The sequence below is a fragment of the Pseudomonas beijingensis genome (genome assembly GCF_030687295.1).
GTDB lineage: Bacteria > Pseudomonadota > Gammaproteobacteria > Pseudomonadales > Pseudomonadaceae > Aquipseudomonas > Aquipseudomonas beijingensis.
Genome location: NZ_CP117425.1, coordinates 4,047,949 through 4,074,087 on the forward strand (window position 1 = coordinate 4,047,949; position 26,139 = coordinate 4,074,087).

Below are 26,139 nucleotides of genomic sequence, written 5' to 3' on the forward strand. Positions count from 1 at the left end.
TTCAGTTGAGATAAATCATGTGTTCATACATTACTCATTGTGGGAGCGAGCTTGCTCGCGATGAGGCCGGCACATCCGCTACCACAGCTACCGCCCCACAGGTTTCCCCCGCAGCCTGACGCGGCTTATAGTGATCGGCCTTGTCGCGCCTCCAGGAAGGAGCCCCCATGTCCGAGTCTTCGATCACCCTAGCACGCTTCACTGAAGCCCACATCGCCGGTGTCACCGCGCTCTACAACGACCCGGCGGTGACTCGCCAGGTGTTGCAAATGCCTTTTCAGTCCACCGAAACCTGGCGCAAGCGTCTGGCGACGGATGACGAGCGCTTGCTGAAACTGGTGGCCCTGCACGCGGGTGAAGTCATCGGCAACCTTGGGCTGGAGCAATTTTCGCGGGTGCGTCGGGCCCATTGCGGCAACCTCGGCATGGGCGTGGCTGTCGCCTGGCAGGGTAAAGGCGTGGGGTCGAGGCTGCTGGCCGCGGCGCTGGACGTTGCGGACAACTGGATGAACCTGCGCCGGGTCGAACTGACGGTGTACGCCGACAACGAAGCGGCCATTGGGCTGTACCGCAAGTTCGGCTTCGAAACCGAAGGCCTGATGCGCGACTATGCCGTGCGTGACGGACGTTGGGTGGACACCCTCGCCATGGCGCGGCTGCGCTGAGAGGTCAGCCACGCAGACAAAGTAGCTTTTACGTACGCCGGCGTCCTGGACCTGTCATCATCCAGCTTCGCAGTACTCCCTGATCGAGGAACGGCCCATGGATGATGTACAGCAATTGGGCGAGATGCTTCGTCACTACGCCGACAGCGAAGCGCACAAGAAACAACTGCACCAAGCCCAGTCGGCGGTTTGGGCAGAGCAGATCAAGGCGCTGTACGGGCAAATCGAGCAATGGCTGGCGCCCGTCATGACGCTCGGCCTGCTGGAACTGAGCCGTGAGACATATGTGGCCCACGGCTCGAACGTTCCGGTAGAAACATCCGCTTTCAAGACCGAAAAACTGACCTTGGCCATTACCGGTAAACCGGTGGAGTTCGTGCCGGATGTGATGGGCGCGGGCGGACTGGTTTCTTTGTCGATCATCGGCCTGACCGCGACCCGTCACGGCAGTATTTCCCTGGTGTGCCAGCCGCCCTCGACGCAATGGCAATGGCGCCGGACCAATGGGTTGAAGGACCCCGACACGTTTGCCTTCGATGCAAACTTCCTCGCACAACAATTACAGAGCCTGATACCCCGCGAGCGCGGCTGAATCACTTGTTCTTTTCAGGGCAGGCAAAAACCTGTCCATTGGCTATACCTGTAGTTCCGGCCCCGCCTCGTGTGGCTTACAGGAGTGACAGCATGAAGTTTTCGTCGATGATCGGCTTTGTTTGCATGGCCTCGCTCGCCTTGACGGGGTGTTCGAGCAAAGTCACCCAGCCGGATGAATATTCCGGATTCCTGGGCGATTACAGCCGCCTCAAGGAAGAGAAGTCGCCGTCGGGGGCCGAGGTCATGCGTTGGGTCGATCCGAAGATTGACCTGGACAAATACACCAGCCTCTATGTCGAGCCGACGCAGCTTTATCCCAAGCCGCAGGCAACCGTGAAGATCCCCCAGGCCACGCTGTCGGGTATCACCGCCTATTACGATCAGGCCCTCATGCGGGAAGCCGGGAAATCCTTGCCCCTGGCGACCGCTCCAGGGCCGGGTGTACTGGTGATACGGGCGGCGATCACTGCCGTCAGTAGCAAGACCGAAGGCTTGAAACCTTATGAGGTGGTTCCGATTGCGCTGGTGGCGGCCGCTGTCAGCACCGCCAGCGGTATTCGCGACCAGGAAACCACCCTGGGCACCGAAGCGGTTTTTCTCGACGGTGGCAATAACTCGGTGGTCGCCCAGGTGGTGCGCAAGGGCACGGGCAAGCCACTGTCCAACGAATCCCAGGTCATGAAGCCCGATGACGTCAAAGGGGTCATCGATGGCTGGGCGTCGGATCTGCATCAGTCGTTTCTGCAGCTCAAGGCCAAATAGCCAGCGCCGTCGCCGGGGTGTCGATGCCATGACTTTTTATGTCCGGCCATAGGTCGCAGGCGTATTTCGTGGTTAACTCCGGCCTCACCATTTTCAAACTGTCAGAAGGAATCCGTTCATGGCTCAAGTCACCCTCAAAGGCAACCCGGTCCAAGTCAACGGCCAGTTGCCACAAGCCGGTTCCAAGGCGCCAGCCTTTTCCCTGGTTGCCGGCAATCTGTCGGACGTTTCCCTGAAGGACTTCGCCGGCAAGCGCAAAGTGCTGAACATTTTCCCGAGCGTCGACACACCGACCTGCGCCACCTCCGTGCGCAAGTTCAATGCCCAGGCCAACGAGCTGAACAACACCGTGGTGCTGTGCATCTCCGCCGACCTGCCATTTGCCCAGGCGCGTTTCTGCGGTGCCGAAGGCCTGGAAAACGTCCAGAACCTGTCCACCCTGCGCGGCGCCGAGTTCATTCAGAACTACGGCGTGGCGATTGCCGACGGCCCACTGAAAGGCCTGACCGCCCGTGCCGTAGTGGTGCTGGACGAAAACGACACCGTGCTGCACAGCGAGCTGGTCAAGGAAATCGCTGAAGAGCCGAACTACGACGCGGCCCTGGCTGTTCTGAAATAAATGGCATGAAATAAGGTATTTATTACAATTGTTAACGGCCTGGCCTTGTCCAGGCCGTTTTCTTTTGTGCTTCAAGGCCTTAGCTGTCTATTCGAAAGGTAAGCCCAACGTAAATTGCCGGTAAAGGCGCTTTGCTAAATACCCGCCAGTGCTTATCGTTCAGCCTCCCGTAAAAGAAGTTCACGCGCCCAATGGTTGATCACTCCATGCAATCCTCTGTTTCCCGCAATTCCCGTCGCTGGCTGTTCGGCCTGTTCGTCCTGCTGGTCGTTGCGGCGCTGGCCTGGAAATTCTGGCCCGGTGGCTCGGCCCAGAAACCTGGGGCAGGGGACAAGGCTGCGGCGGGGCACGTGGGCCGCTCCGGTGGCATGCGACCAGGGTTCGGCGGGGCGACGGGGCCAATCCCGGTGCGGGTGGCGCCGGCGGTGACCGGGGATTTCCCGCTGTACTTCAAGGCGCTGGGTACGGTCACGGCCCTCAACACCATCAACGTGCGCAGCCGCGTGGGTGGCGAGTTGGTCAAGATCGCCTTCGAAGAGGGGCAAATGGTCAAGGCCGGGGACTTGCTGGCCGAGATCGACCCACGCCCGTACCAGAACGCCTTGCTCCAGGCCGAAGGCACGTTGTTGCAGAACCAGGCCCAACTGAAAAATGCCCAGGTCGACCTTGAGCGCTATCGCGGCCTGTACGCCGAAGACAGTATTGCCAAGCAGACCCTCGACACTGCAGCCGCGCTGGTGGGCCAGTACCAGGGCACGGTCAAGACCAATCAGGCGGCGGTCAACGACGCCAAGCTCAACCTGGAATTCACCAAGATCCGCGCGCCGATTGCCGGCCGCGTAGGCTTGCGGCAACTGGACATCGGCAACCTGGTGGCGGCCAACGACACCACGGCCCTGGCGGTCATCACCCAGACCCAACCCATCAGCGTCGTGTTCACCTTGCCGGAGAACAACCTCGATACGGTGCTCGCCCGTTATCGCAGCGGGGCGAAGCTGCCCGTCGAAGCCTGGGACCGGGGCGACGTGAAACTCCAGGCCAGCGGTGTGTTGCAAAGCTTGGACAACCAGATCGATGTCACCACCGGCACCTTGAAGTTCAAGGCACGCTACGACAACCGCGACCAGTCGCTGTTCCCCAACCAGTTCGTCAATGTCCACCTACTGGCCGACACTCTCAAAGGCGTGGTCTTGGCGCCGACGGCGGCCATCCAGTTCGGCACCAATGGCACCTTCGTCTACGCCTTGGAGGGCGACAAGAAGGTCACCATCAAGAAGCTGAAGATCGGTGCCAGCGACGGTGCGAACACCGTGGTCACCGAAGGCCTGGTCGCTGGCGACCGGGTGGTGCTCGAAGGCACCGATCGTTTGAAGGAAGGCAGTGAAGTGGAAGTGGTCAACGACAGCCAGGACGTGCCCACCACGCCGACCGAGCACCTGCAGGGCAAGTCCGCGGCGGCGCCTGCTGAGCCGGCCACGGCCGACAAGGCGAACAAGGGCGGCGCATGAATATCTCGCGGCTGTTCATCCTTCGCCCGGTCGCCACTACCCTGAGCATGCTGGCGATCATCCTCGCCGGCCTGATCGCTTACCGGTTGCTGCCGGTGTCGGCATTGCCCCAGGTCGACTACCCGACCATCCGCGTGATGACCCTGTACCCGGGCGCCAGTCCCGATGTGATGACCAGTGCGGTCACCGCGCCCCTGGAGCGGCAGTTCGGGCAGATGCCGGGCCTGACGCAAATGGCCTCCACCAGTTCCGGCGGCGCGTCGGTGATTACCCTGCGCTTCAACCTCGACATCAACATGGACGTTGCCGAGCAGCAGGTGCAGGCCGCGATCAATGCCGCCACCAACCTGCTGCCCACGGACCTGCCGGCGCCGCCGGTGTACAACAAGGTCAACCCGGCCGACACCCCGGTGCTGACCCTGGCGATCACCTCCAAGACCATGCTGCTGCCCAAGCTCAATGACTTGGTGGACACCCGCATGGCGCAGAAAATCGCCCAGATCAGCGGCGTCGGCATGGTCACCATCGCCGGTGGCCAGCGCCAGGCCGTGCGAATCAAGGTCAACCCCGAGGCCCTGGCGGCCAACGGCCTGAACCTGGCGGATGTGCGCACGTTGATCGGTGCCTCCAACGTCAACCAGCCCAAGGGCAACTTCGACGGCCCGACCCGGGTCTCGATGCTCGACGCCAACGACCAGTTGACCTCGCCCAAGGACTACGCCGAGCTGATCCTGGCCTACGCCAATGGCGCGCCGTTGCGGCTCAAGGACGTGGCGCAGATCGTCGACGGGGCCGAAAACGAACGCCTTGCCGCCTGGGCCAACGAAAACCAGGCCGTGCTGCTGAACATCCAGCGCCAGCCGGGGGCCAATGTCATCGAGGTGGTGGACCGGATCAAGGCGCTGCTGCCGAGCATCACCGATAACCTGCCGGCCGGCCTGGACGTCACCGTGCTGACCGACCGCACCCAGACCATCCGCGCCTCGGTCACCGACGTGCAGCACGAGTTGCTGATCGCCATCGCCCTGGTGGTCATGGTGACATTCCTGTTCCTGCGTCGCGTCAGTGCCACGATCATCCCGTCGGTGGCCGTGCCGTTGTCGCTGATCGGCACCTTCGGCGTGATGTACCTGGCTGGTTTCTCCATCAATAACCTGACCCTGATGGCCCTGACCATCGCCACCGGTTTCGTGGTGGACGATGCCATCGTCATGCTGGAGAACATCGCCCGCTTCATCGAGGAGGGCGACAGCCCGTTGCAGGCCGCGCTCAAGGGCGCGAAGCAGATCGGCTTCACGCTGATTTCCCTGACGCTGTCGCTGATCGCCGTGCTGATCCCGCTGTTGTTCATGGCCGATGTGGTCGGGCGTTTGTTCCGCGAATTCGCCATCACGCTTGCGGTGGCGATCCTGATTTCCCTGGTGGTGTCCCTGACCCTGACGCCTATGATGTGCGCCCGCTTGCTCAAGCGTGAGCCCAAGGAGGCCGAGCAGGGCCGTTTCTACCGTGCCAGCGGCGCCTGGATCGACTGGCTGATCGCCGCCTATGGGCGCAAGTTGCAGTGGGTGCTCAAGCATCAGCCGCTGACCCTGCTGGTGGCGGTGGGCAGCCTGGTGCTGACGGTGGTGCTGTACCTGGCCGTGCCCAAGGGCTTTTTCCCGGTGCAGGACACCGGGGTGATCCAGGGCATTTCCGAGGCACCGCAATCGATCTCCTTTGCCGCCATGAGCGAGCGTCAGCAGCAACTGGCCAAGGTGATTCTCGCCGACCCGGCGGTGCAGAGCCTGTCGTCCTACATCGGCGTGGACGGCGACAACGCCACGCTCAATAGTGGGCGCCTACTGATCAACCTCAAGCCCCACAGCGAGCGGGATGACAGCGCCACCGAAATCATTGCCCGCTTGCAGCCACAGCTGGATCGACTGGTGGGCATTCGCCTGTTCATGCAGCCGGTGCAGGACCTGACCATCGAAGACCGGGTCAGCCGTACCCAATACCAGTTCAGCCTGTCATCGCCGGACGCCGAATTGCTCAGTCTCTGGAGTGGGCGCCTGGTCGAGGCCCTGGGCCGCCAACCGGAACTGACAGACGTGGCCAGCGACCTGCAGGACAAGGGCTTGCAGGTCTACCTGGTGATCGATCGCGACGCGGCTTCACGCCTGGGCGTCTCGGTGTCGAACATCACCGATGCGCTGTATGACGCTTTCGGCCAGCGGCAGATTTCTACCATCTACACCCAGGCCAGCCAGTACCGCGTGGTATTGCAGGCCCAGGCCGGGGAGCGGCTCGGGCCGCAGGCGCTGGACCAGATCCACGTCAAGACCACCGATGGGCGGGCAGGTACGGTTGTCGAGCCTGGCCCGGGTCGAAGAGCGCCAGGCGCAACTGGCGATTGCCCACATCGGCCAGTTTCCAGCGGTGATGATGTCGTTCAACCTGGCGCCGGGCGTGGCCTTGGGGCATGCGGTGGAGGTGATCGAAAAGGTCCAGCAGGACATTGGCATGCCGGTGGGTGTGCAGACCGAATTCCAGGGTGCGGCCCAGGCGTTCCAGGCGTCGTTGTCGAGTACCTTGCTGCTGATTCTCGCGGCGGTGGTGACCATGTACATCGTCCTGGGCGTGCTGTACGAGAGTTACATCCACCCGATCACCATCCTTTCCACCTTGCCCTCGGCGGCCATCGGCGCCTTGCTGGCGTTGATCCTCAGCGGCAATGACCTGGGCATGATCGCGATCATCGGCATCATCCTGTTGATCGGCATTGTCAAGAAGAACGCGATCATGATGATCGACTTCGCCCTCGACGCCGAGCGCAACCAGGGCATGGACCCACAGACGGCGATCTACCAGGCGGCGTTGCTGCGTTTCCGGCCGATCCTGATGACCACCCTGGCGGCCTTGTTCGGCGCGGTGCCGCTGATGCTCGCCACCGGTTCCGGCGCCGAACTGCGCCAGCCCCTCGGCTTGGTGATGGTGGGCGGGTTGTTGGTGAGCCAGGTCTTGACGTTGTTCACCACGCCGGTGATCTACCTGTACTTCGATCGACTGGGGCGGCGGTTCGCCAGGCCGGATGCGAAAGAGGTGGGGGTATGACGGCAGCCCACGGCATTCCGGAGCTTGAGGGCTTTCTGTGGCGAGGGAGCTTGCTCCCGCTGGGCTGTGGGAGCAAAGCTTGCTCGCGAAACAGGCGCCTCGATTCTGCAAGACCGCATCGCGTCCATCGCGGGCAAGCCTTGCTCCCACATAGCGGGAGCCAGCTCCCTCGCCACAAAAGCCTTTATCGTTTGTCGCCTGAAGCCTGGGGCGGCCGTTTATGAACCTCTCCGGCCCGTTCATCCGCCGCCCGGTAGCGACCATGCTCCTGAGCTTCGCCATCATGCTCCTCGGTGGCGTGTGTTTCGGCCTGCTGCCGGTTTCGCCCCTGCCGCAAATGGACTTCCCGGTGATCGTGGTCCAGGCCAACTTGCCAGGGGCCAGCCCCGAGGTGATGGCATCGACGGTGGCAACGCCTCTGGAGCGTTCCTTCGGCGCTATCGCCGGGGTCAATACCATGAGCAGCCGTTCCAGCCAGGGTTCTACGCGGGTCATCCTGCAATTCGACCTGGACCGCGACATCAACGGCGCCGCCCGGGAAGTGCAGGCGGCCATCAATGCGTCGCGCAACCTGTTGCCCAGCGGCATGCGCAGCATGCCCACCTACAAGAAGGTCAACCCGTCCCAGGCGCCGATCATGGTGCTGTCGCTGACCTCGGATGTGTTGGAAAAAGGCCAGCTCTACGACCTGGCGTCGACCATCCTGTCCCAGAGCCTGTCCCAGGTGTCGGGCGTAGGTGAGGTGCAGATCGGTGGCAGCTCGTTGCCGGCGGTGCGTATCGAGCTGGAGCCACAGTTGCTCAATCAGTACGGCGTGGCCCTGGACGATGTGCGCAAGGCCATTGCCGACAGCAACGTGCGCCGGCCCAAGGGTTCGGTGGAGGATGATCGGCGCATGTGGCAGGTCCAGGCCAACGACCAGTTGGAAAAAGCCAAGGACTACGAAACGCTGATCATCCGCTACCAGGACGGCTCGGTGCTACGGCTCAAGGACGTGGCGAAAGTCACCGACAGCGTCGAGGACCGTTACAACAGCGGTTTCTTCAACAACGATGCCGCTGTGCTGCTGGTGATCAACCGCCAGGCTGGCGCCAACATCATCGAGACGGTCAACGAGATCAAGGCGCAACTACCGGCGTTGCAGGCGGTGCTGCCGGCTAGCGTCAAGCTGAACCTGGCGATGGACCGCTCGCCGGTGATCAAGGCCACCCTGCATGAAGCGGAAATGACCTTGCTGATCGCCGTGGCCCTGGTGGTGCTGGTGGTGTTCCTGTTCCTCGGCAATTTCCGCGCCTCACTCATCCCGACCCTGGCGGTGCCGGTGTCGCTGGTGGGCACGTTTGCGGTGATGTACCTGTACGGTTTTTCCCTGAACAACCTGTCGCTGATGGCGCTGATCCTGGCGACCGGGCTGGTGGTGGACGACGCCATCGTGGTGCTGGAGAACATTTCCCGGCACATTGACGAAGGCGTGCCACCGATGGAGGCGGCGTACCGGGGAGCCGAGGAGGTGGGCTTTACCCTGCTGTCGATGAACGTCTCGCTGGTGGCGGTGTTCCTGTCGATCCTGTTCATGGGCGGCATCATCGAGAGCCTGTTCCGTGAATTCTCCATCACCCTGGCGGCGTCCATCGTGGTGTCGCTGGTGGTCTCGCTGACCCTCACGCCGATGCTCTGCGCCCGCTGGCTCAAGCCCCACCTGCAAGGGCAGGAAAACCGCTTGCAGCGCTGGAGCCAGGGGCTCAATGAGCGGATGGTCCGTGGCTACGCCACCAGCCTGGACTGGGTGCTGCGTCATCGGCGCCTGACCTTGCTGAGCCTGCTGGTGACCATCGGCGTGAACGTCGCGTTGTATGTGGTGGTGCCGAAGACCTTCATGCCGCAGCAGGACACCGGCCAACTGATCGGTTTCGTGCGTGGCGACGATGGGCTGTCGTTCAACGTGATGCAGCCGAAGATGGAGATCTTCCGTCGTGCCGTGCTCAAGGACGAGGCGGTGCAAAGCGTCGCCGGTTTCATCGGCGGCAACAACGGCACCAACAACGCCTTCATGCTGGTGCGCCTCAAGCCGATCAAGGAGCGCGGGATTTCCGCGCAGAAAGTCATCGAGCGCCTGCGCAAGGAAATGCCCAAGGTCCCCCGGCGGCCAATTGATGTTGATGGCCGACCAGGATTTGCAGTTCGGTGGCGGTCGCGAACAGACCACTTCGCAGTACTCCTACATTTTGCAAAGCGCCGACCTGGCCTCGTTGCGCACTTGGTACCCCAAGGTCGTGGCGGCCTTCCGGGCCTTGCCGGAGCTGACTGCCATCGACGCCCGCGACGGTGGCGGGGCGCAGCAGGTGACGTTGGTGGTGGATCGCGACCAGGCCAAGCGCTTGGGCATCGACATGGATATGGTCACCGCGGTGCTCAATAACGCCTACAGCCAGCGGCAGATTTCCACCATCTATGACAGCCTCAACCAGTACCAGGTGGGTGATGGAGGTCAATCCCAAGTACGCCCAGGACCCGAGTACGCTCGAACAGGTCCAGGTGATCACCGCCGATGGCGCGAGGGTGCCGCTGTCGGCCATTGCCCATTACGAGAACAGCCTGGAGGATGACCGGGTCAGCCATGAAGGCCAGTTTGCGTCCGAGGGTATTTCTTTCGACATGGCCGAAGGTGTCACGGTGGAGCAGGGCACCGCGGCCATCGAGCGGGCGATTACCAAGCTCGGGATGCCCGAGGATGTCATCGCGAAAATGGCCGGCACCGCCGACGCGTTCGCGGCCACCCAGAAGAGCCAGCCGTTCATGATTCTCGGCGCGTTGCTGGCGGTGTATCTGGTGCTGGGAGTGCTGTATGAAAGCTACATTCATCCGCTGACCATCCTGTCCACCTTGCCATCGGCCGGGGTCGGCGCCTTACTGTCGATCTACGCATTGGGTAGCGAGTTCAGCCTGATCTCGCTGTTGGGGCTGTTCCTGCTGATCGGCGTGGTGAAGAAAAACGCCATCCTGATGATTGATCTGGCGCTGCAATTGGAGCGTGCCGGGCAGACGCCGCTGGAATCGATCCGCAGCGCCTGCCTGCTGCGGTTGCGGCCGATTTTGATGACCACACTGGCGGCGATCCTTGGCGCCTTGCCGCTGCTGCTCGGCGCCGCCGAAGGCTCGGAAATGCGCCAGCCGCTGGGCCTGACCATCATCGGTGGGCTGGTGTTCAGCCAGGTGCTGACGCTCTACACCACGCCGGTGGTTTACCTTTATCTCGACAAGCTGCGCCATCGCTTCAACCGCTGGCGTGGCGTGCGCACTGATGCTGCCCTGGAAACTCCGCTATGACCGACCGTTCGCCTTTCAATCTTGCCGCAACACTGGCGACCGTCCGTGGTTCGCGGGCGCTGAGCCTGGCGCTGTGCGTGGCGATGCTCAGTGCCTGCGCCATCGGCCCGGATTATCAGCGTCCCGCGGCGGCCGCCCCGGTGCAGTACAAGGAGGCCCAGGGCTGGCGCCAGGCCAACCCCAGCGATGCGCTGGCCCGAGGCGCCTGGTGGGAGCTCTACGGCGATACGCAACTCAATGGCCTGGTGGACAAGCTCAACGCGTCCAACCAGACCGTGGCCCAGGCCGAAGCCCAGTACCGGCAGGCCCAGGCACTGGTGCGCAATGCCCGTGGCGCCTTTTTCCCCACCGTGGACCTGACCGTTGGCAAGACGCGCTCCAGCCAGGGCACCGGCAGCAGCAGTTCGAGCTTGAGCAGTTCGTCCAGCGGCATTCGCGACACCTACAGTGCCCAGGCTGGTGTCAGCTGGGAGGCCGATGTGTGGGGCAAGTTGCGCCGCACCCTGGAAGCCGATGAGGCGAGCGCGCAAGCCAGTTTCGCCGATCTGGCGGCGATGCGTCTGAGCCAGCAATCGGAACTGGTGCAGAACTACTTGCAGTTGCGGGTGATCGATGAACAGAAGCGCCTGTTGCAGACCACCGTCGATAACTATCAACGCTCGCTGAAAATGACCGAAAACCAGTACCGCGCCGGGGTGTCCGGCAAGGACGCGGTGGCCCAGGCGCAGAACCAGCTCAAGACCACCCAGGGCGACCTGATCGACCTGATCTGGCAACGGGCCCAGTTCGAAAACGCCATCGCCGTACTCATCGGCCTGCCACCGGCCGAGTTCAACCTGGCCGAGACTGGAGATATTCCGTCGCTGCCGCAGATTCCGGTGGCGCTGCCGTCGCAACTGCTCGAACGCCGGCCGGACATCGCCTCGGCAGAGCGCTCGGTGATGGCCGCCAACGCCAACATCGGTGTCGCCAAGGCCGCGTATTACCCGGACCTGACCCTGAGCCTCAGTGGCGGCTACAGCAGCAGTACCTACGACAACTGGGTGAGCGTGCCGAACCGCTTCTGGTCGGTAGGGCCGCAATTGGCGATGACGCTGTTCGATGGCGGTCAGCGTTCGGCGGAAGTCGACCGCACCGTCGCGGCCTACGACCAGACCGTCGCCACCTATCGCCAGACCGTGCTCGACGGCTTGCGTGAAGTGGAAAACTACATGATCCAGCTCAAGGTGCTGGAAGACGAAGCCCGCGTGCGCCAGGAAGCCCTGGACGCCGCCCGGGAATCCCTGCGCCTGACCCAGAACCAGTACAGGGCCGGACTGATTGCCTACCTCGACGTGGTCACCGTCCAGGCCACCGCGCTGAGCAACGAACGCAGCATGCTGAGCCTGCAACAGAGCCGCTTGATTGCCAGCGTACAGTTGATTGCGGCGTTGGGTGGTGGGTGGGATGGGCAGTTGCAGGCAAGTGAATAACGGCTGAACGCTGTGATTCCCTGTGGGAGCGAGCTTGCTCGCGATGGCGGCGGCACAATCGACATCACTGCAAACTGAACCACCGCTATCGCGAGCAAGCTCGCTCCCACAATGGCTTGCGGTGAGGTCAGTCCCGCTTTTGGCCGATGCACTGCCTACGTCCCGTCGCGATGGCTTGTTATAGTTCAGGCCTCTTTTCAACCGGTAAAGGATCACTGCCATGTCGCAATACCAAGCGTTCCACGTCGAACTTGCAGACAACATCGCCCATGTGCAGATCAATCGTCCGGAAAAGATCAACGCGATGAACGCCGCATTCTGGAGCGAGATCATCGAGATCTTCCAATGGATCGAAGACACCGATGAGGCGCGGGTGGTAGTGCTCAGCGGTGCCGGCAAGCATTTTTCCTCAGGGATCGACCTGATGATGTTGGCAGGCGTGGCCAACGAGCTGGGCAAGGACGTAGGACGCAATGCACGGTTGCTGCGGCGCAAGATCCTGCAACTGCAAGCTTCGTTCAACGCCGTGGACAATTGCCGCAAGCCCGTGCTCGCGGCCATCCAGGGTTATTGCCTGGGCGGTGCCATCGACCTGATTGCCGCGTGTGACATGCGGTATGCCGCCGAGGACGCGCAGTTTTCCATCAAGGAGATCGATATCGGCATGGCCGCCGATGTTGGCACATTGCAACGCTTGCCCCGGATCATCGGGGACGGCATGCTGCGTGAACTCGCTTATACGGGGCGCAACTTCGGTGCCGACGAAGCGCGCAGCATCGGCCTGGTCAATCGTGTCTACAGTGATACCGCCAGCCTGCTCGACGGCGTGATGGGCATCGCCCGGGAAATCGCCGCCAAGTCGCCGATTGCCGTGACCGGCACCAAGGCCATGATCAGCTACATGCGCGACCATAGCATCGACGACGGCCTGGAATACGTCGCCACCTGGAACGCCGCCATGTTGCAATCGACCGACCTGCGCGTGGCCATGGCCGCCCATATGAGCAAACAGAAACCCGAATTTCTGGATTGACTGACCATGATTTCACGCTGGACCACCGCAGTACTCGATACCGATCTTCCTGGCGGCTGGGCCGTGGCCCGCAGCCCGGAAGGCTTTCTGTTCGATGACAACGGCGCGCTGTTTCCCCGCGAATGGCTCAAGCGCCAAGACCTGGCGATCCTCGCCGAGCATGGCATCGGTCACCTGGATGGCGAGCCGGTCTACCTGTTGGAATTGCACAGCCCGCTGGACATCCCCGGCTGCAACTGGAAAGGCCTGCGGGCGTTCATGCTCGAGGACGACCACACGCTGTACAAGGTGTTGGGCTATGCGGCGCAGATCGGCACCTGGGCCCGGGAGCATCGCTTTTGTGGCAGTTGCGGCAAGCGCATGAGCCAGATTCCGTTGGAGCGGGCGATGTATTGCGACGCCTGCGAGCTGCGCCACTATCCGCGGATTTCACCAAGCATGATCGTGTTGATTACCCGCGGCGATGAAGTGCTGCTGGCCCGTTCACCGCGTTTCGTCACGGGCGTCTACAGCACCCTGGCGGGGTTTGCCGAGCCCGGCGAGTCGGCGGAGGATTGCCTGGTGCGCGAGGTCCGTGAAGAAGTCAGTATCGAGGTGAAGAACATCCAGTACATGGGCAGCCAATGCTGGCCGTTTCCCCATTCGATGATGCTGGGTTTTCACGCTGAATATGCCGGCGGCGACATCGTGCCTCAGGAAGATGAAATCGAGGACGCCCAATGGTTCAACGTCCACGACCTGCCGCCGTTGCCGGCCTCGCGCTCGATCGCCCGCTACCTGATCGACCTTTACGTGGCGCGGCGCTTAGGCCACGCTGAACCAGTGCTGCCAGGCTAGGCGCACGGTCAAGCCCAGCACCACGGTGATGAACACCGGTCGGATGAACTTCGCGCCGCCGCTGATGGCGGTGCGAGCCCCGAAGAACGCACCGACCATCACCGACAGGCCCATGCTCAGGCCGATGACCCAGTCCACTTGTCCGGAGAAGATGAACACCGACAGCGCCGCGATGTTGCTGACGAAATTCATGCTGCGCGCCACGCCACTGGCCTTGACCAGGTCGATGGGGTAGAGCAGCAGGCTGCTGACGGTCCAGAACGCACCGGTACCCGGCCCGGCCACGCCGTCATAGAAACCCAGGCTGAAGCCCTGGGGCGACTGCCATGTCTTTTTGATCGGTGCATCGCTGTCCAACGGTGCCTTGGGCGTGCCGCCAAACAACAGGTACAGGCCGCAGGCGAAGACGATCACCGGCAGCATCTTGTTCAGCCACTCGGCGGGCAGGTAATGGGCGACGATGGCGCCGCTCAGGGCTCCGACCAGTGTACCGACGAGGGCGTGGGTCCACTGCCTCGGGTGGAACAGCTTGCGCTTGTAGAAGGTGAAGCTGGCCGTCGCCGAGCCAAAGGTCGAACTGAGTTTGTTGGTGCCCAGGACCAGGTGGGGCGGCAAGCCCGCGGTCAGCAGCGCTGGCGTGGTCAGCAGGCCACCGCCACCGGCGATGGCATCGATGAAACCGGCAATGAAGGCGACAACGGCAAGGATAGCGAGGGTAGTGAGGTCAACGCTGAGTTCGAAAGGCATGGAATGGGCTTATTTGGCAGGTCGCAGAAGGGCTGCGGGGAAGGCCGGTATGTTACCCATAATGGTGCAGGGCTGCGACTGCCTCCAAGGCCTGCAAGGTCCCGTGGCGAGGGAGCTTGCTCCCGCTGGGTTGCGAAGCAGCCCAAAACCTTCGCACCCATGTGGCTGTCTGACGGAAGCTGACCGTTGGACGAATTTTTTTTGAAATCAAGGGGTTGTCAGCCTAGGCAAATGAGTACATAATTGCGCCCATCGAACGCACTGGGACGTAAAAAATCTCAATGTTTTCAAGGAGATAGCACTGAGTAAGTGGCTGATTTCCTGATCAGGTTTGTACCGCGATTGATGTGGCTGCATCGCATCAAACGTCTTGAGGCCGAATAGCAAAATGGTTATGCAGTGGATTGCAAATCCACCTACGCCGGTTCGATTCCGACTTCGGCCTCCACTTTTAAAAAGCTCTGTAGATCTATGATTTACGGAGCTTTTTTATTTTCGAAGCAATGAAAGGTTTTGTGTTGAAAAGGGCACAAGCTACCTTGCTTCACGGGGGAGGGATGTATATATTCCCCCTCTTGCTGCACCAGCCAGGACTTCGGCCATTGGATTTTGCCGACGTTCCCATGGCTTACCGCGCTACCGCCCGAATGGCGAAACTGGTAGACGCATGGGACTTAAAATCCCCCGCTCGTAAGGGCGTGCCGGTTCGATTCCGGCTTCGGGCACCATGAACATCAAGGGCTTGTATGACATACCTCATGCAGGCCCTTATTTTTTCCGCAATCAAAACCCTTTCCACAATTCGCGACCGTCAGTTACTTCGTAGGGGTACCTTCAAGCCCTTTCGCATTCGGATGTATTGCTCTGTCATCCCAACGGTTGCGTGTCCCGACGGGTCCCAAGCTTCGCGCTGGGATGGTCTGACTTCAACGATTGCGGGGTCATGGCGGCTCTCCAGGTCGTTAGGGCGTTCTGTCCGCCGCCGAGATTTAAAGTCCTTAAGCACGCCTTAAAAGTTATTAACCCGTAACGGCATGTTCTTGTCAGGCATGAAATGGATAGTCAATGTAACCATGCTGATCGCCTCCAAAAAAACTGCTCGGGTCCGCCGTATTGAGTCTCAGGCCATCATGAAGCCGACGCGGCAGATCAGGGTTTGCCAGGAATGGTCTGCCGAATGCAATGATGTCAGCGCGGCCCGAGGTCAGCGCTTGTTCGGCGGAGTCGGCGTCATATCCGCCCGCAAGTATCAACACGCCGTTCCAGGTGTGGCGCAGTTGGGCGATGATCGCGTCCCAGCGCGGGTCGAAATGTTCGTCCTTGACTGTGCCGACCATCGCTGGCTCGACCAAGTGGAGGTACGCCAGATCCCATTGGTTGAGCGCTTCGACAAGGTGGCCGAACGTCGCCTCTGGGGTGTTATCGCCCATGCCCATGAAGCGCCCCATCGGCGTCAGGCGCACGCCAACGCGCTCGGCACCGACTTCTTCAGCAACTGCCGCAACCACTTCCAGCAGAAAACGCGCGCGATTCTCCACGCTGCCGCCATAGGCATCGTCACGCTGGTTGCTGTTGCTGTTGAGAAACTGCTCGAGCAGGTAGCCATTACCGGCATGAATTTCCACGCCGTCCATGCCCGCATTCAGCGCGTTGCGCGCGGCCAGGCGGTAGTTCTCGACGATGTCTGCGATTTCCGCCGTTTCCAGAGCGCGCGGCACGGGTACATCACCCCAGACGCCGTTGCCGTTTTCATCGACGATAAAAGTCTTGCCGGGCACCGGCAGAGCGCTAGGTGCTACGGGCAGGCCGGCGTCGGGTTGAAAGCTGGGATGGGAAACACGACCGACGTGCCACAGTTGCATGAAGATTAACCCGCCGGCCTCGTGCACCGCGGTGCTGACTTCTCGCCACCCCTGGACCTGTCCCGGGGTGTAGATGCCCGGCGTCCACGCGTAACCCTGAGCCTGGCGAGAGATTTGTGTGGCTTCGGTGATGATCAGCGCCGCGCTGGCACGTTGGCGGTAGTACTCGGCGTTCATCGCCGTCGGCACATCGCCCGGTTGGCCGGCGCGTGAGCGAGTCAATGGCGCCATGGCGACGCGATGGGCAAGGGTGTAAGGACCAAGTGCGATGGGTTGGAACAAACGACGGGTCATGGGTAGCTCCAGATTTTAATAAGTGGGATTCAAACGCAGCAGCGCTGCGAATCAGTGCAGGTAAATTAACCGGGGGCCGCGAGGGTGATAATCCGTGACCGACGCCACGCTGTTTTGCGCATGACGCAATGGCGCCCATGCTCATCACCGATGAACACGGGCGTGGCTCAGGCTGGTTGTGTCGAGCGGGTCAGCGGCAGGTTCAGCCAGCGGCGCCCGGTCGCATTGGCGACGGCATTGCCAAGGGCGGCGGCCATCGGTCCCTGCACGATTTCAGCGGCACCGAGAAAGGGTTGTCCGGGCTGGTCGAGCAAATGCACATCGACTTGTTTCGGCAGTTGGGTGAAACGCAGAATCGGATAACCGCTCCAGTCGTAGCTGTGAATGCCCCCTGCGTCGTAAGCGACTTTTTCGTACAGGGTCCAGCTGGCAGACTGCACGATTCCGCCCTCGATCTGATTGCGCAGGCCATCGGGACTGATGATCTGGCCGACGTCCACCGCCGTGACCACATGATCGATGCGGATTTCGCCGCTCTGCGGATGCACCCGCAGCTTCACCGCGATGGCGCAGTAACCCATGATGTTTTTATAGCGGGCAAAGGCGAAACCGATGCCTGCGCCGGGCTCGCTGCTTTTTTGCGGCCAGCCGATAGCATCACGTACACGTTCCACGACCGCGCGGGCACGTGGGTCGCTCAGATGGGTCAGACGCAAAGCGACCGGGTCGATTCCGGCCTTGATCGCCAACTCGTCGATACTCGCCTCAATGGCGAATATATTGATATGCGCACCGAGCGAACGCATGGCCGAGGTGCGAAAGGGCATTTCGGTGACAAAGTTCATGTTGATGCGCGTCGAGTTCAGGTCGTACAGCGGCACCGCGTTGCGATCACCATCCCCTTCGGGCTGTGCGATCGGCACCGACGGCGCAGAGGTGTAGGGCTGCGCCAGCAGGCGTGCCGGCAACAGGCGTCCAGCGTTGACGATGCGTTCGTTGTGCGGAGTGGTCCATAGCTCGTAGGCCCAGTCCTGCAAGCGGCCCTGCGTGAGGCCGGCGTCGACCTCAGTGACCATTGCCGAGCTATAGGGCTCCCAAAGATTTTCCTGTTCGCGCATCCATTGCACGCGCACCGGCGTACCGGGCACGCGCATGGCAATCAATGCCGCATCGGCGGCGGCATCATCGGCACCGTTGTGCCCGTAACACCCTGAGCCCTCGGTATGAATACAGCGCACCCGCGCAGAGGGCAGGCGCAGCATTTCGGCAATGCCGGCGCGCAGCGGGTAAACGCCTTGGGTGTGGGTCCAGACGGTGAGAGCGCCGTCCTTGAACCAGGCCACCGCACACGACGGGCCTATCGAACCATGCATCAGATATTGCTTGGTTACCCGCGCCTGGAAACGCGTGCCGGCCTCGCCGCTTGGCGTGCCGTTGTTGCTGATCGGATAGCGCCGCGAGGGCAGGCGTTTGAGCAGGCCATGAATCTCCACCGCCTCTGGAATCGCCTCGCCGCCGCTCCATTGCGCAACTTCGCTGGCACTGCGCATGGCTTTGATCGCTTGCCACTCATCACGGGCGACCACCGCCAGATAATTTCCGTCGCGGATCACCTTGACCACGCCAGCCAGCGCCTCGATGGACGCTTCATCGAATGCTTGCAGCATGCAGCCCGGACGCGGAGGGCGGATCACCCGCGCATGCAGCATGCCCGGCAGGCGCATGTCCTGGACGAATGCCGCGCCGCCGCTGACTTTCGCCGGGATGTCGAGGCGCGGCAACGAATGCCCGATCAGTTTGAAGTCGGCGGTGGCCATCGCCGGTGACTGAGCCTTGGCGTATTGGTGCAAATCGACATGCTTGATCGCCTCGGCGTAACTCATCCGCTGACCGGCTGGGCCTTCGATCGTACCGTTGCGGGTGCTCAGCAGCGCCCCATCGACATGCCAACTGCGCGCAGCGGCATCGACGAGCATTTCTCGCACCTGCGCGGCAGCGTTATACAACGCGGTACCGCTATCGAAAATGCTGTGGCTGCCGGCGGTGTAGCCTTCGTTGGGCGTCAGCGCAGTGTCGGCGGTGAGCAAGTCGATAGATGTTGCCGGCACCTGCAAACGCTCGGCGGCAATTTGCAGCAGTGCGGTTTTCACCCCGGTGCCCAATTCGACCTTACCGGTGTAGACGGTAATGCCGTCGGCGCCAATGCGGATCCAGGCGTCGAGATAGGGGTTGGTGCGCAGGCTTCCGGGGAGGTCGGGGGCGAGTACCACGGTGCCGAGCGTATCGACTTCCGTATCAGCCAAAACGCGCCGCGCCACCGGCATCAGGGTGAACGCCATCAGCAACGCACCGCCGCGCAGGAAGGCGCGCCGACTCGGGTTCAAACCATTCGACTCACTCATGTCAGGCTCCCGTTTTGCCCGGCCACCTGTTTGATCGCCTCGATGATCCGCAAGTGCGTACCGCAGCGGCACAGGTTGCCGGCCATGTGTTCGCGAATGGTGGTCTCGTCCGGGTGTCGATTGCGTTCAAGCAACGCTTGCGCGCGCATCAGCATGCCCGCAATGCAGTAGCCGCATTGCGCGGCCTGTTTCTCGATGAACGCCGCTTGCAGAGGGCCAGGTTTTTCCGCGCTGCCGAGGCTTTCCACGGTGCGGATTTTTTTGCCATCGAGGCCGGCGCAGGGCGTCAGGCAGGCGAACACCGGCTGATCATCGACGATCACCGTGCAGGCGCCGCATTGACCGAGACCGCAACCGTACTTGGCGCCGTTGAGGTTCAAGTGATTGCGCAGCGCATACAGCAGTGGCATGTCCGGCTCCAGCTCAAGCGGTTGGACGGCTCCGTTGACGTTGAGAATGATCTGGCTCATTTCGTCTCCTGACGTAACGCTTCAATAGTGGAAGAGAGTTCGTCCCAAGGCTGATCGGGTCTGGCTTGCTGGCGCAGATACGCGGCGAGGGCGCCGAGTTGCGCGTTGTCTAGGCTGGCGGCGAACGCAGGCATCACCGGGCCGGGCGATCCGGGCGTGGCGGACAAGCCTTCGAGCACGGTTTTGAGGAAGTTGCGTGGACTGGCCGCTTGCAGCGCCGAGGTGCTTTGCAGTCCCGGGCGACCATCGATTACGCGCATCGGCGCCGCCGGGCCATGGCACCCGGCGCAGGCCGCGCTGAAGAGCAGGGCGCCGGTCGCATGGCCTGCCGGTTCACTGGCGGGCGTCTTCGGCGGCGTCTGCGTCGCTGTGTGCGGACTCTCCAGGCTGAGCAGGAATTCGGCAATCGCTTCGGCTTCGCTGGCTGGCAAGCGTGCCAGACTCAAGCTGACCGGACGCATCGGGCCGGCGGGCGTACCGTGGCCATCGACTATGTCTGCGCGCAGATAGCCAACCAGTTGCTCGCGACTCCACGGGTTGTCGCGTTGGCCCAGACCGACCAGCGCTGGCGCTTGCCAGCCGTCAACGCTGCCGCCCTGCAAATATTCCGATGATTTTTCCGCGCCGATCAGGTTCAGCGGCGAATGACAGCCGGCGCAATGGCCCGGGCCGTCGACCAGATAACGCCCGCGATTCCACGCCTCGTTGCGCTGTGCTACCGGCGTCAGTGGCTCTCCGTGCAGGTACAGCAAGTTCCAGAACGACACCAGTGGGCGAATGTTCATCGGAAAATTCATCTGGTTTTGCTTGGCCTGCGCGTGCACGGCGGGACCGCTCATCAAGTAGGCATAGGCGTCGGCGATGTCTGCTTCGCTCATGCGCCGGTAGTGTACGTAGGGGAACGCCGGATAGAGGAAGTGGCCATCGCGAGCAATACCCTGACGCATCGCCCGTTCGAACGCCGGCATTGACCACAGGCCAATACCGGTCTGCGCATCCGGGGTGATGTTGGTGCTGAACAGGGTGCCGAACGGCGTCACCAGCGGCAGCCCGCCGGCCAGATATTCACCGCCGGGGCGGGTATGGCACACCGCACAATCGCCTGCCTCCACCACCCGCGCCCCGCGTTGCAACTGCGCGGCATCGAATGTTGTCGGGCGTTCGATGGGCGCAATCGGCGGGCGCCACATCAGCAAAACGGCGCTGATCAGGCCGAGCACGGCGACCAGCGCCACGCAGATCCATAGCGTTTTGGATTTCAGGAAGTGGCTGTTCATGGGACGGAGAAAAACGCGGCAGGCAATGGCAGAACGGATGGGATACGGGTCATGAAAACGCTCCTTGTGACGGCCGGGGAAGGGCGCCGACCTGGACGGCTGCGCCAAGGGCCAAAGCGTAGAGAAACCACCAGCGCTGGAGAATTAGCCGCGCACGCAACAGCGCGTTGCGCCAGAAGCAATGCCTGTGACGTTGCGCGGGACGCATTACTGCGTTGCCTGCCACATGGATTCTGCGCATCGACACATGGCCGTAGCCTTGGCAGCACTTTCTTGAACTTAATGAGGTGTCATCATGCTCACGGGCAACCCGGCCGTTGCGACCAACGCCGAACAGTCGGCGTCACTTTCCGGCCTGATGGTCGCGTTCCTGGCGTTCTGCTGTGGTGCGGTCGTGGCCAATCTCTATTACGCTCAGCCGATCGTTGAGCTGATTGCACCGCAGATCGGGCTGTCCAGCACCAATGCCAGCCTGATCGTTTCGCTTACGCAGTTTGGCTACGCGCTGGGCCTGTTGTTGCTGGTGCCGCTGGCCGACCTGATGGAAAACCGCCGTCTGGTCGTCGGCTTCACCCTCGCGGCGAGTGTCACGTTGTTGTGCGCCGGCCTGACCCATTCGCCATCGATGTTCCTGGTGTTGTCTTTGCTGATCGGCCTGACGTCGGTGGCCGTGCAGATCCTTGTGCCACTGGCGGCGCACCTGGCGCCCGAGGCCAGCCGTGGCCGCGTCGTCGGCAACATCATGAGCGGTCTGCTGTTGGGAATTCTGTTGTCGCGGCCACTGTCGAGCCTGTTGGTCGAAGTGTTCGGTTGGCGCGGGGTGTTTTACAGCGCTGCGACCCTGATGGCGGTCATCGCTCTGATTACCGCGGTGGCACTGCCGCGTCGGCTGCCAACTCATAAAGCCACGTATGCTGCGTTGATCGGTTCGGTGTTTGCCTTGGCCCGGCGTTATCCGGTGTTGCGTCAGCGCTCGCTGTATCAAGGACTGCTGTTTGCCAGTTTCAGCCTGTTCTGGACTCTCGCACCGATTGAACTGATGCGTCACCACGGCTTCACCCAGTCACAAGTGGCGATCTTCGCTTTGGTCGGTGCGGTGGGGGCCATTGCGGCGCCGATTGCCGGGCGTCTGGCCGATGCCGGACATGGTCGCCGTGGCACGTTGGTCGCGTTGTGGCTGGCGCCGGTGTCGCTGTTGATCGCCGCGCTACCGGGCAGTGGCTATATCTGGCTGGTGGTGTGTGCGGTGCTGCTGGATTTCGCCGTGCAATTGAACATGGTGCTCGGCCAGCGTGAGGTGTACGCCCTCGATCCACACAGCCGTGCGCGCCTTAACGCGGTGTACATGACCAGCATTTTCGTCGGCGGCGCGGTGGGATCTCTGGTCGCGAGCCCGCTGTACGAGCATTTCGGCTGGAACCTGTCCGCCGTCGCGGTGGCGCTACTGCCAGCGCTCGCGCTCGGGTTGTTCCTGAGCCGCAAGGCCGATGTCTGAACTCCCGGCGGGTGCGTTCAAGCACGGCGGTACAAGACGACAGGCGAACAGTGATGCACAATTATCCGCGTTCCCTTTCGACCGGACCTCGCTGATGGACAAGTTGCTGGCACTGAAAATGTTTGTTGAAACCGTGCGTTGCGGGGGCTATTCCTCGGCAGCGCGCAAACTCGGGATTTCAACGTCGTCAGTGACACGGCAAGTGGCTGGGCTGGAACACGAGCTTGGCGCGAGCCTGCTCAATCGCACCACGCGCAACACCAGCGTGACCGTTGCCGGCCAGACCTATTTCGAAAAAGCCGTGGCAATTCTCGAGGCTATCGACGAAGCCGATGCCGTAGTCGCTGACCGTGGCAGCGAAGCGCAGGGCCGTCTGCGCATCAGCGTACCGGTGGAGTTCGGTCGGCGTCTTATCGCGCCGCACCTGAATCGCTTGCTCGAGCGGCATCCGGGTCTTGAGATCAGTCTGTCGCTGAGCGATCAGGTCAGTGACCTGCTCAGCGAGCAGATCGATGTTTCGGTCCGGTTGGGATCGTCCGTGGTCAGTGAAGACATTGTTAGCAAACGCGTGGGACATTTCGAACGGTGGGTGGTGGCCAGTCCAGATTATCTGGACCGGAGTGGGGCGCTGTGTCACCCACGGGATTTGCTTGAGCATCAATGCCTGCGTTTCGACTACGGGGGCACACACCAGCACTGGACCTTTCAAAATGAAGAAGCGCCCATTCAGCTCAACGTCCACGGGCGCCTGCAAAGCAACAATGCCGACATCCTGCGCGAAGCTGCCATCGGCGGAGGCGGGGTGACGTTGCTGGCTGACTGGCTGGTGCGCGATGATGTTGCAGCCGGCCGGCTGACCCGGTTACTTGAGCATTACGAGGTCAATCCCGGCAGTGCCAGCACTTGCATCAACGCGTTGTATTTACCCAATCATCGTGGGTCCAGTCGGATCAATGTATTTATCGATTTTCTCAAGGAAATCCTCAGTCTCAATCCCTGTACCACGCAAACTGAGTAGCCGTTTCCAGCTAACTTGTCCACAGTCGTCGGTACTTTATGCAAGCCTTGGCCGTCCGGCGAAGCCTGGCTGCTGACTTGATGGGTGTCCTGGCGTCGCCACGGCGTCTATCACGGAAAGTGAGTTACAACCGCCGCCGAAACGCATCGAGAATTTCCCGGGTGCCTTTTTTCATCTGCAATTGCGCAATGGCCTCCAGTGGGTGCCAAAGGCAATCGCTGATTTCATTCTGTGGCCTGGCTGCCCTTGAGTTGCTGACCGACGCTTCGAATACATGGTGTTCGGTTCCGCCGTCGCAAATTCGCATCAGATACAGCAGATGTTCGGCGCACAGCCCGGTTTCTTCAGCCAGCTCCCTGAGTGCAGCCTCGGCATGGGTTTCTCCGCGCTCGACGGTGCCTCCCGGCAGTGTCCAGCTGCTGTTGGCTTTGCGAACCAGCAGAACGTGGCGATCTTCCTCGCAAATGACGGTCGCTCGAATTTTCATGGCCGTGCTCAATCAGTGACTGTCATTAAATTGAAATATAACTGCAATATTTGAGCCTGACATCAATTGGCTTTGCTCAAACTGTCGATTTTTTTCAATGTCTTATCCAGTACGACCGCGACGGCGCGAGAAAGACCGAGCTTATTTGAGGCAGTCATCGCCCTATCCCATCTCTCCGACCACCAGCACTAGGCTTTCGACCGGTTATCGCCTCAAATGAATCAGCTTCAAAAAAATGAATCCATGTTGGGTGCATTGGCCGGCCCCTCCAGGGGAAGGAAGCGAGATATGACCACCGTTGAAGACTTCAAGATCAAATCCCATGAGCTCCTGGTGGAGCTCGATACGGCGACAGCGGAAATGATGAAGCTCATATGTGTCCATCAAATGAGCGGATCGACTTGGGATGAAGCGGTCCAGCGTCAACATGAAGCCTATGAGCAGTGGGTCGCTTATCTGAATGAGCGGAGTTAGGTGCCATGGGCGAAAAATCTTTGAACGGCGCCTGAACGGCTGGGCCTAATCCTTGGACCAACAAGAGGATTAGGCCATGTCTGAATTAGCCAGTTACTTCTGGATCGCTGTTGCGGTGCTTTTGCTGCTCGTGGACCTGTGGGCGATCGTCAGCGTCTTTCGAAGCGACAAGTCGGCCGGCACCAAGGCTGGTTGGGCGCTGCTGCTGATCATCCTGCCAGTGTTGGGCTTGGTCATCTGGGGCGTAGCCGGGCCTCGTGGCGTCAAGGAGGGGCCGTCGTCACCGGAGCACAGCAAGGGCTAGAAACGAAAAAACTTGCGCTGCACGCGCCGGCCCGTCATTGGTTTTTCCACTCACCGCCGGTGCTTTCGCAGTCTTTCTGGGCCTGCTGCAACTGCTCGACACCGTAGTAATACCAGTTCACTTTGGCATTATCGGGAAGGTTGGCCGATCCACCGCGCTTGTCTTTGCTGGTTGAGCGCGGGTTGGCCAACGCTTCCTGGGTCAGCCTGGCTTGGCAGGTCGCTACATATCCTTCGGCACAACGCTCGACTTTACGTTTTTGGGTGCTGAGTGTTCCCTTGCTTTCGTTGCTGCAAGACCAATCCAGGGTCTCGGCGGGCACGCCTTTGTATTCGTAGCAGCTATGGTTTTCGATTACCGGAACCGACTGGCTCTGGGACTGGGTGATGACGTCGCAGCCTTGGGCCATGACGGCGGCGGGGCTCGCACAAGCGATCAATAGCAGGATTCTGGCATTCATGTGGTTCTCCCTTTGCGGCTTTTGCACCAGTACCTATCCATTTCGAGGCGCAAAAAATGTCCGCGTTCCATCGGTTTTCCAACCGGTAGAACTCAAGGGGAACACCTCTGACGGGGCGTGTCAGCGGAACTTGGGCAGCGGCGGCTCAGCGGGCTTGAGTGACGTCAACGCGCTCTGGATCGACGGAGCGTCTTTTTCGATGTCGTTGAGTCGGTCGCGGATACGCACTGCGGTAGGGTGACCGCCTTGGTGGTCGACCCAATCGGCGATTTCCTTGCAGGCTGCCGTGAGCCGGGCCTGGCGGGATTCCAGCAGGGTGAGCAGGGTGGTGATGGACTCTTTTTCGGACATGTCACACCTCCATTCAGGGTTGATGAGGCAGCACGAAACCCGCCAGGGGCGGGTCATGCTGTGGTTTAAGCGTAGTTGAGTTATTTCGGATCTGTCGAAGAATCCGGCGCCCGGTCAGACAACCGGCGCGCCGGAAACGGTACGCGTGATGTCAGCCGGATTCCTTGACCCAGGCTGGCGCGACGCTCGCCCGCCAGCGCACATCGGTAATGCCGTATTTTTCCGCAAGGGGCTTGGAAACCCGCTTGACCTTCTCCCTGCCGAATTTCGGTATGCGCCCGACCCCCGCGTCGCAACTGGCCCAATGCCAAGCCTCAGAGTTATTCATCGTTTCTGCGCGAATAATGAATGACTTGGGTTCGCCATGAAGCATGTAGTCAATGATGTAAAGCGATGGCCCGCCCATAAATCCTCCCTAATTAGTCCTATACGGATGGATACAAAGGCAATCGGAAAATTCCATCGAATTTCCAGACGGTCGCATTAATACCGACCAGGCTCAAGCGAGGGGCAACGGCAAATTTTGCGCACAGCCATTGTTCACAGCAAGGAACCAAACCCGGTTACCCTTCTCCAAGGTGGGCTTAA

The 26,139-nt window shown here is 61.3% G+C and carries 21 protein-coding genes, 2 tRNA genes and 2 pseudogenes; 16 read left to right on the forward strand and 9 right to left on the reverse strand.

What is annotated here, in order from left to right; genetic code table 11:
- The first annotated feature begins 167 nt into the window (after positions 1-167).
- The 10 genes and pseudogenes from PSH84_RS18275 to nudC all read left to right on the forward strand — a co-directional run bounded on the left by PSH84_RS18275 (position 168) and on the right by nudC (position 13,910).
- On the forward strand, positions 168-665 hold the full coding sequence (locus PSH84_RS18275; protein WP_122564641.1) for a GNAT family N-acetyltransferase: 498 nt from the start codon (positions 168-170) through the stop codon (positions 663-665).
- A 97-nt stretch (positions 666-762) separates the two neighbouring features.
- On the forward strand, positions 763-1,257 hold the full coding sequence (locus PSH84_RS18280) for a hypothetical protein (RefSeq protein WP_122564640.1): 495 nt from the start codon (positions 763-765) through the stop codon (positions 1,255-1,257).
- 92 nt (positions 1,258-1,349) lie between these two features.
- Positions 1,350-2,021, forward strand: a complete 672-nt coding sequence (locus tag PSH84_RS18285) for a DUF3313 domain-containing protein (RefSeq protein WP_122564639.1) — start codon at positions 1,350-1,352, stop codon at positions 2,019-2,021.
- Between the two features lie 118 nt (positions 2,022-2,139).
- Positions 2,140-2,640, forward strand: a complete 501-nt coding sequence (gene tpx, locus PSH84_RS18290) for a thiol peroxidase (protein ID WP_024779993.1) — start codon at positions 2,140-2,142, stop codon at positions 2,638-2,640.
- 191 nt (positions 2,641-2,831) lie between these two features.
- The gene (locus tag PSH84_RS18295) at positions 2,832-4,148 is read left to right on the forward strand and encodes an MdtA/MuxA family multidrug efflux RND transporter periplasmic adaptor subunit (protein WP_122564638.1); all 1,317 of its coding nucleotides are present in this window, start codon (positions 2,832-2,834) and stop codon (positions 4,146-4,148) included.
- Positions 4,145-7,241: pseudogene (locus PSH84_RS18300) on the forward strand (MdtB/MuxB family multidrug efflux RND transporter permease subunit). The gene PSH84_RS18295 and the pseudogene PSH84_RS18300 overlap by 4 nt, the downstream one beginning before the upstream one ends.
- A gap of 220 nt (positions 7,242-7,461) precedes the next feature.
- A pseudogene (locus PSH84_RS18305) lies at positions 7,462-10,568 on the forward strand (efflux RND transporter permease subunit).
- Entirely contained in the window at positions 10,565-12,040 is a 1,476-nt protein-coding gene (locus PSH84_RS18310) for an efflux transporter outer membrane subunit (protein ID WP_305481493.1), read from the forward strand. The pseudogene PSH84_RS18305 and the gene PSH84_RS18310 overlap by 4 nt, the downstream one beginning before the upstream one ends.
- A gap of 220 nt (positions 12,041-12,260) precedes the next feature.
- On the forward strand, positions 12,261-13,073 hold the full coding sequence (locus PSH84_RS18315; RefSeq protein WP_305481494.1) for a crotonase/enoyl-CoA hydratase family protein: 813 nt from the start codon (positions 12,261-12,263) through the stop codon (positions 13,071-13,073).
- 6 nt (positions 13,074-13,079) lie between these two features.
- The gene (nudC, locus tag PSH84_RS18320; protein WP_305481495.1) at positions 13,080-13,910 is read left to right on the forward strand and encodes an NAD(+) diphosphatase; all 831 of its coding nucleotides are present in this window, start codon (positions 13,080-13,082) and stop codon (positions 13,908-13,910) included.
- Here nudC and PSH84_RS18325 read toward each other — a convergent pair.
- Positions 13,878-14,657: a TSUP family transporter gene (locus tag PSH84_RS18325; protein ID WP_305470946.1), complete on the reverse strand. Its 780-nt coding sequence runs from the start codon at positions 14,655-14,657 to the stop codon at positions 13,878-13,880. The genes nudC and PSH84_RS18325 overlap by 33 nt on opposite strands.
- Before the next feature lie 374 nt (positions 14,658-15,031).
- Here PSH84_RS18325 and PSH84_RS18330 point away from each other — a divergent pair.
- Positions 15,032-15,105: transfer RNA gene (locus PSH84_RS18330), tRNA-Cys, on the forward strand.
- Between the two features lie 193 nt (positions 15,106-15,298).
- Positions 15,299-15,385, forward strand: a tRNA-Leu gene (locus PSH84_RS18335).
- Positions 15,386-15,700: 315 nt separating this feature from the next.
- Here PSH84_RS18335 and PSH84_RS18340 read toward each other — a convergent pair.
- From PSH84_RS18340 to PSH84_RS18355, 4 genes are all read right to left on the reverse strand, one after another.
- A complete protein-coding gene (locus PSH84_RS18340) occupies positions 15,701-16,813 on the reverse strand; it encodes an alkene reductase (protein WP_305481496.1) in 1,113 nt (370 codons plus the stop codon).
- Between the two features lie 167 nt (positions 16,814-16,980).
- Positions 16,981-19,215 (reverse strand): xanthine dehydrogenase family protein molybdopterin-binding subunit, encoded by a 2,235-nt coding sequence (locus tag PSH84_RS18345; RefSeq protein WP_305481497.1) that lies wholly within the window; start codon positions 19,213-19,215, stop codon positions 16,981-16,983.
- Positions 19,212-19,685 carry a (2Fe-2S)-binding protein gene (locus PSH84_RS18350; protein ID WP_305470973.1) on the reverse strand — a complete coding sequence of 158 codons (474 nt, stop codon included), beginning with the start codon at positions 19,683-19,685 and terminating at the stop codon, positions 19,212-19,214. The genes PSH84_RS18345 and PSH84_RS18350 overlap by 4 nt, the downstream gene beginning before the upstream one ends.
- On the reverse strand, positions 19,682-20,962 hold the full coding sequence (locus tag PSH84_RS18355) for a cytochrome c (RefSeq protein ID WP_305481498.1): 1,281 nt from the start codon (positions 20,960-20,962) through the stop codon (positions 19,682-19,684). Before PSH84_RS18355 ends, PSH84_RS18350 begins: the two co-directional genes overlap by 4 nt.
- Positions 20,963-21,257: 295 nt before the next feature.
- Between PSH84_RS18355 and PSH84_RS18360 the strand changes: the two genes are divergently transcribed.
- Both PSH84_RS18360 and PSH84_RS18365 read left to right on the forward strand, forming a co-directional pair.
- Positions 21,258-22,457: an MFS transporter gene (locus PSH84_RS18360; protein WP_305481499.1), complete on the forward strand. Its 1,200-nt coding sequence runs from the start codon at positions 21,258-21,260 to the stop codon at positions 22,455-22,457.
- Positions 22,458-22,551: 94 nt separating this feature from the next.
- On the forward strand, positions 22,552-23,475 hold the full coding sequence (locus PSH84_RS18365) for a LysR family transcriptional regulator (protein WP_305483181.1): 924 nt from the start codon (positions 22,552-22,554) through the stop codon (positions 23,473-23,475).
- A gap of 124 nt (positions 23,476-23,599) precedes the next feature.
- Here the strand turns inward: PSH84_RS18365 and PSH84_RS18370 are convergent, their stop codons facing one another.
- Positions 23,600-23,962 (reverse strand): NUDIX hydrolase, encoded by a 363-nt coding sequence (locus PSH84_RS18370; protein WP_305481500.1) that lies wholly within the window; start codon positions 23,960-23,962, stop codon positions 23,600-23,602.
- A gap of 288 nt (positions 23,963-24,250) precedes the next feature.
- On the opposite strand from PSH84_RS18370, the gene PSH84_RS18375 reads away from it, so the two are divergent.
- Together PSH84_RS18375 and PSH84_RS18380 are read left to right on the forward strand one after the other, a co-directional pair.
- The gene (locus tag PSH84_RS18375; RefSeq protein ID WP_305470982.1) at positions 24,251-24,436 is read left to right on the forward strand and encodes a hypothetical protein; all 186 of its coding nucleotides are present in this window, start codon (positions 24,251-24,253) and stop codon (positions 24,434-24,436) included.
- Positions 24,437-24,512: 76 nt separating this feature from the next.
- A complete protein-coding gene (locus tag PSH84_RS18380) occupies positions 24,513-24,740 on the forward strand; it encodes a PLD nuclease N-terminal domain-containing protein (RefSeq protein WP_014338117.1) in 228 nt (75 codons plus the stop codon).
- Between the two features lie 34 nt (positions 24,741-24,774).
- Here the strand turns inward: PSH84_RS18380 and PSH84_RS18385 are convergent, their stop codons facing one another.
- The 3 genes from PSH84_RS18385 to PSH84_RS18395 all read right to left on the reverse strand — a co-directional run bounded on the left by PSH84_RS18385 (position 24,775) and on the right by PSH84_RS18395 (position 25,957).
- Positions 24,775-25,200, reverse strand: a complete 426-nt coding sequence (locus tag PSH84_RS18385; RefSeq protein ID WP_305481501.1) for a hypothetical protein — start codon at positions 25,198-25,200, stop codon at positions 24,775-24,777.
- A gap of 120 nt (positions 25,201-25,320) precedes the next feature.
- Complete coding sequence (locus tag PSH84_RS18390; RefSeq protein WP_092164357.1) at positions 25,321-25,551, reverse strand: hypothetical protein; 231 nt, start codon at positions 25,549-25,551, stop codon at positions 25,321-25,323.
- A gap of 151 nt (positions 25,552-25,702) precedes the next feature.
- Positions 25,703-25,957 carry a DUF6555 family protein gene (locus PSH84_RS18395; protein WP_122564626.1) on the reverse strand — a complete coding sequence of 85 codons (255 nt, stop codon included), beginning with the start codon at positions 25,955-25,957 and terminating at the stop codon, positions 25,703-25,705.
- Between the last annotated feature and the right edge of the window lie 182 nt (positions 25,958-26,139).